Genomic DNA, 6662 nt, shown 5'->3' on the forward strand with positions numbered 1-6662 from the left:
CTCGAGAATTTTGTTTAGGATTGTAAGTGGAAGTAGTGGAATGACTTCCCAGTCAACTATTCAAACGTCTCGAGAGAATAGAGCCGAGGATCTTGATCCAGTCACAATTGTATAAAATCAATTCCCGTTGCAATACTTGCGTAACGGACCGAGGTAGGAAATAAAATCGTTATTGCCGGATAAGCGCCCGTGATAAAAGCAAAGATAATTGAAAATAACACCTAACTGACTATAACGAGCGATAGAGAATGTAACATAAAAAATAGAAATAAAGGATACGCTGACAAAATAATTCAGAGAACGCCAATTAAATAGATGGTTCGATACCCAGATCGATCCGTTAGCCAGCCCCTTAAAAAAATCGTAAAGCTGAAAATTAAAATTCCCAATGTATTAATCTTAAGAATTACCGTGAGTGGAAAACCCAGGTATTGGTTTAAATGTTGTGACCAGTAAAGAAATAAAAAACAGTGACTGAAGCTAATCCCACTAATTCCTTCAGCGTTAGAGCAGGAGATTGAGTATTTTCTTGGTTAATTTCAAGCTCCTTAGCTGGCGTCTTTTGCTTGAGTAAGCTAATAATCTTATCCAGTTTCGGTAATGGCAGTGTGGAGTTGATGTCGCTCATTTCTCTTTCATATGCAAGTGTTGATCTACCCATCGGGGTCAGAAATCAAAAGATTTCGGCAGAGGCTGTTTTAATAGAATATTCAGCACATTTCCATGCTAACTGGTTTATTGCATAGTGTAAAAGAGGAAGTCCGTCTTGAGAAAAAAATTTCAAATGCCCTAAAAGGGATTGATTCACGTCACGAAAATAGGTCAGCTTCTCTTGATGACGCTTCCTATCAACTTCGAATAAAAATTGTGGCCCATTAGTATATTGACTACTGAAATACCTTCCGGGTATCGCGACTAAAGGAATTCGGACAACCGGAGTTGTAGAATTTTTCACTTCATTAGGCTCATTATTGCGCGAAGGATTATAACTTAGTGCAACAGCTTGTCGATTTTAAGCACTTAAACTTCGACTTCCTAACCCTGATGCCGTTAACCTCTCACTTACATCTTCACTCTGCACTTTTTTCTTCTGTCAAAGCACATGGTGACAAAGCTGAAGGTTTCGTATAGCGGAATTCTCTTATTTGGCTAAGCAACATGATGCTGTCGGAAGCTATCGCAATTTCCGATAATTCTTGCATAAATGCACGAAAATCAGAAACATCTCGGGGTAGCGGGAAGAAGAAAATATTCGATGTTTTTTCGAATTATATATTTTTTGTATTCGTGTTTAGCGTAAAGGTCCCACTCGCAGACACCGATTGCTCTATTATCTCTATTTTTCTTGCTCTCTGCATGAAAATAATTATTCGAGGTTCCGAGACTGTTTTGAAACGAAGAGCCCCTTTCTCATCACGTTCAGACCAATGGGCTTCCACTACTACAAGTACAGTAATCACCAATTGCCTGAATATTCCAGTAGTTAACTTCTTTTGCTAATTTTTCGAGTGGATTAAACGCTAATTAATTCTTATGTTAAAGTTTTTTTTATGTTTGCGCTAGAATCAGTATAGGTTTGTAATTTTTATTAGTGGAAATAATGTTCTCGACGATGACCTCTAATTTTTCATTAGTAAATCGTTCCTGATCTGCTACCTCGCTGAATTTTCCTTTCTTTTAGTCCACAAATGATAGCTTTTCGTTATATCTTGAGCTTCCTTAATTCGCTTTTCTCTTTCAGTTGCTCGTCTTCTATACAATTTTCTACTATTAGAATCATAATCGCTAGTTTAATCACCAAAAACCATACAAACAAGCATAGATGAATCAAAACATGGGTTTTTCAGCTAAATACTTATCGCTTATTTTCATTTTTAGATTTCGTCAAACCATAATTCAATATAAACTGCTTTTAACTTTAAATGAAGGAGGGAAATAAAATGCCCGCTTCTTTTTATTTTACAGATTCTGATTTTGGAAGTGGCACCCAAAAATATTCGTATACTTTAAGTTGGTAGACGAATAGGAATTTATTTATCCTTGTTTCGAACTCAATATTAAAAATACCTTAAATGGGCATAGCATGGAAACAGCTTGTTACCTAGTTTATGGATACGACGCTGAATGCCCCTTAAGGGTAAATCTCATTATAGTTTGGGTTCAAAAAAAGAAGATCAGGAAGGCCGTCTGGAAAGGTTGTTCGGTGTGGATCCCCAGGAAAATCTGATCCTCTATCCAAAAAACTTCAAGTCTTTTTACCATATTACCCACCGAAAATCAAAAATATTGTAGCCACCAATATGACAAAATAGCCAGCACGTAAATCGATCAAGTGCCCGAAAAGCGGTTGAAAAAGTGTTTGGCCGCCAATCGTTGTAATGCTGACCACGCTAGCTGACATCGCCGTGATAGTGGGAAGACTATTCTCAGCAACCGCTGGATATCCAATGACTTGAGTACTTGTCGATAACCCTATCGCTAAAAATAATATTAACAAGTGGTAAAACGATAATTGCGGGACCAAACATTAGGATTAAAAATAAGATAGATGATATTATCACACCAATTAACATCGGTAAACGACATAACCCTATTTTATCTGAAGCCCACCCGACTGCCGGTCCCCCAATAACTGTACCCAAAAGTAGCATACTGGTTATAAGTCGCGTCAATTCCCGTCATGCGCTGAGCGTTAACGAGGTATAAAATTCCCAAAATTCCTCTTAACAAACTTAATGGTAGATTCATCAAAAAAGTATAAATTTTCACCAACCAATTTTGCACATTTAAAACAGCCAAACCCATACTTTTCCAATAACCAATACTCTTAATCTTAATCTATTGTTGTTCCAGTTGATGACGTTCAATATAAGTGGATGAGTAATCAGCAATGACAGCAAAAATCAATAAAAAATTAACGCTCCTACCGCCGCACCAATTACCAAGGCGTTGCGCCAACCCGCCATGTGTTGAAGGAGCATTAAAGACGTCTGCGCAGCTATTCCGCCCAACATGGCCATTGAACAATAACTCCAGTAACAAGTGCTAGTCGATCCGACGGAAACCATTGCGTCGCTAAACTAATGACACTTAAGAAATAAAATGCGCTCCCAATTCCGGTTAAAAACCGAAAAAGAGAAGTCCAGAAAATCGACGTTGTCAACGCAAACGAGACAATACTCAAAATGCGAATTCCGAGAGAGCAAAGAATGATTTTCCGTGTGGAATAGCGACCAAGTAACATACCCGGCCGGAAAAAGAAAAATAACGCTAGAAATAAAATAAAAAGAAGAAAGTTGACCCAGCTAGAGCTGCATTGATATGAAAAGTTTGCATCAGCGGGTCGCTAATAGGATTGAATATATTCATTTGAATGAATTCATAAAAGAAAAAAAGCGATGCCGTTAAACAGACTATCCAAGCACGCAGCGATCTTATAGAGTGTGTTGAGGTTGTGGTAATGTTAGGCTTTCTACACTAATCACTGGGTTTTGCATTTTGACATTCACGAGAAGCAATACAATGTGTTTCTCGCACAAAGTACGCTATTACCAGCGCTAATAAAAAAGCGATTGGCATAATCACCAATGCTAACCGATAATCGCTGGGTGAAAATATCGGGACATGATTGACAATGTGATGCCCCCATCGCCATTCCATTAGGCGAGCAAAAAAGGATTGGGTGAACCCGCCGGCCATAATTAACACGGAAGCCATCCCTTCTGCTGTTCCTGTCAATGCGAGATGATTGCTTTCGGCGATTAAGGGATAACTAATAATCTGAGTGCTGGTAATGAACCCTAGCCCTAAAAAAATAACGAGGAGTGATAAAAAGGATAAATTGGGTTCATACATTAACAGTAATATTAAAATTAACGACACAATGGCACCAAGAGCCATCGGCATGCGCCGACGCTTTATTTGATCTGATAGCCAACCTATAACTGGCGACCCAACGATTGTACCGATAAACAACATTGAAGTCAGTAGAGAAGCATCGGATCGACTCAGCCCACGAATTTGCACCAGATAAAGAACTCCCCACATTGCACCCAATAAAAAAATGGGTAAGTTCATTAGTGAGGTGTATAAACCCCCAAACCAATTTTGGCGGTTTTTAGTTGTTTGCAGTAACGCATGCCAGAATCCGAGATCGTGCAGTTGAGCCTGGTGATTCTGAAAAATGCTTCCTTGCCGAGGCGGATAATCTCTCACAAAAAACACAATCAAAAACAGAATAACTAGACCGAAAGCGGCATCGATTAATGTCGCCATCCGCCAACCCACGGCGTCCGTCAATAAGGTGAAAGGAGTTTGTGCAATCAAACCGCCAATCATGGCGAAAGTAACGATTAAACCGATAATTAAGCCCATGTGACGCGGCTCAAACCAGCACGATGCTAATCGAACGTTGCTTAATAAGCAGAATGATCCTGTAATGCCAGTGACAAAACGACAGATATCCGCCTGCCAAAGTGCAGTGGAAGCCGAAAAACCAAAGGTACAGATGACGCTAGCCGCCATGGCTAAGATGATCAGTTTACGAGTGGAAATTCGATCGAGAAGCATCCCAGCCGGAAAAAGAAAAATAACATTAGCATAAAAATAATTGGTGGATAAATGGCCCAAGCGGGTAGCACTAATGTGAAAAGCCTGCATTAAAGCCGGGCTCAGCGCGTTGAAGAGGTTGAGCTGAATAAATTCAAAAAAGAAAAATAGAGAGGCGGCGAAACAAACAACCCAAGGTTGTAAAGGGTAATCGTAAGTCATTCCGTTTTCTGGACTCAATCTTGACGTGATCAGCGCTGGTTCTGGCATACCGATTCCCCCTCCGCTAAATTAAGCCAGGATTATATATAAAAATTTCTTAGAAGGATAGGCCGTAAGTTTGGCTTCGCAAGCTCATCTCAACCTACGACTCAATTGCCAGAATAAAGAATGAACATAGTTAAAAGCTACGTTGGAGCCATTTATTTGTTTGCGTCGATTGCCCTAGTCGAAAATGCTTGCGGCAGGTGGCCGTGTATCGATCGTTGCCTCCAGGGTGGATCTGTTCTCATTCGCCGATGGGATTTCCTTCATCGTCGATACGTAAGTTCATCGTCGCTTTTCGTCCGCAATAGCAAATGGTTTTTATTTCAATTACTAAAGATCCGCCAAAGCCAAAAGATAAACACTACCTTCGAATGGTTCGCCTTGAAAATCGGTACGGATACCGTAGGCTAGGACAGGCAAATTAAGTTCATTAGTCACCAAGGCTAGCTCTCAGCCTGTGATTTAGTTAAAAACTGAGCTTCGTCTACTAGCACACAGCGAATATTTGTGTTCTGTATTAATTTATCCGAAATATATCTAAATAAATTTGTATCCTTCGTAAACACAATAGCTTTCCCGGAAAGCTAAATCCAGGTAGTGATTTTTTCTCCTTCACGATCATCAACAACGGACAAAAACACCAACGTGTCCATTTCTCGCTCGTTAAATTATAACTCGACTACAAGAGGGTTGTGCTTTTACCTGCATTCATAGCGGAATAAATACAAATGTAATTTTGCCAAACTATTCCTTTCAGTTTTATTTTCTGGTACTTAATTTTTAAGATTGATAATGATGAAAGCGTTTCTCATAATTATTCGATTGATGCTTGGCTATCTCACCGATGGTATCCCATCTTCTCAGCTTGTTGTGACAGAAAAGCTAAAATTTTATCTTCTCGCGCTTGATCCATGAACTGATTTTTTTCTTTTTTTAACTCTGCGGCAGGTTGAACATAGATGAGCTGATTCTTAATCAAAATGACAATTCTTTTCATTTTCATCAATTAAATAATTCTATCTCTTACACAGTCTAATGTGTCACAACGCTTTGCAAGTATTAACTACTTAGTCCTTGGCATCGAAACCGCAAACGCAAAAAAGGACAGGGACAAGGACGTAAGCAAGCAATAAAAATCTGGTACACTGAGTCTTCACTAGATTCTCCCTCTCGTCATAATGTATGAATATGCTATAGTCTAACTAAAATATCAAAGCTAAAGACCCTAGCGATGGTTAATAATTTCCTTATTCTTGTTTCTATTCTTCTGCATGCCATGCATCATTGGATTAAACGCAACCAGTACTCAAAAAAATCGTGGATTTGTATTTTTCCTATTTTCCATTTTTTATGGTGGGTTTGGTCGTCCTAATCAGATTTATCAGTCACGTTTTTATGCCAATCAAATAGTACAAATGATTGGGTGGACGCCCGGGAGTCCGTTTCAATTTTAAGTGGGGTTTCACATGGCGCTTGGAGGGGATCGGCATTCTTTCGTTATGGGTTCGGGATAAATTTTGATTAGCGACAGGTTTGAGATGCTCTTTCTTTATGCTGGGAGCCACCTATGGACACATTGATCAAATGGTCGTTCATGGCAATTTTGCTCCCTATAACTTGGGCATCATTTTGTCCAATCTTCTAACCCCGATTATTTTACTGGTATTGTTGTATCTGAAGTTTGTTAAATTTAGCTCTTCTCAACTATCTGTTCCTATCCTAGCTAAACAACCCAATGAAAAGTGCGCTCTTTAAAGGGGGCGTTATAATGCGCCAACACAGAATTTCTATTTTAAATAAAGAGCAGGTGATGAAAGATATTAAAATACTTGGTGTTGATATTTATT

The 6662-nt window shown here is 39.1% G+C and carries 1 protein-coding gene and 5 pseudogenes; 1 reads left to right on the plus strand and 5 read right to left on the minus strand.

The features are described 5' to 3' along the window. Positions 1-125: 125 nt before the first annotated feature. The 5 genes and pseudogenes from FIV31_RS06870 to FIV31_RS06895 form a co-directional block, all read right to left on the minus strand. Positions 126-493 (minus strand): annotated as a pseudogene (locus tag FIV31_RS06870) (MFS transporter); the annotation flags it as partial. 1768 nt (positions 494-2261) lie between these two features. Beyond that, positions 2262-3539: pseudogene (locus FIV31_RS08690) on the minus strand (MFS transporter); the annotation flags it as partial. Beyond that, positions 3478-4818: an MFS transporter gene (locus FIV31_RS06885; RefSeq protein ID WP_280124258.1), complete on the minus strand. Its 1341-nt coding sequence runs from the start codon at positions 4816-4818 to the stop codon at positions 3478-3480. The gene FIV31_RS06885 and the pseudogene FIV31_RS08690, both read right to left, overlap by 62 nt. Before the next feature lie 130 nt (positions 4819-4948). Next, positions 4949-5558 (minus strand): annotated as a pseudogene (locus FIV31_RS06890) (thymidine kinase). A 37-nt stretch (positions 5559-5595) separates the two neighbouring features. Beyond that, positions 5596-5972: pseudogene (locus tag FIV31_RS06895) on the minus strand (chorismate mutase). A 74-nt stretch (positions 5973-6046) separates the two neighbouring features. Here FIV31_RS06895 and FIV31_RS06900 point away from each other — a divergent pair. Next, positions 6047-6570: pseudogene (locus FIV31_RS06900) on the plus strand (DUF6790 family protein). Positions 6571-6662 lie beyond the last annotated feature (92 nt).

It is taken from the genome of Coxiella endosymbiont of Ornithodoros amblus (assembly GCF_019425495.1).
Taxonomy (GTDB): domain Bacteria; phylum Pseudomonadota; class Gammaproteobacteria; order Coxiellales; family Coxiellaceae; genus Coxiella.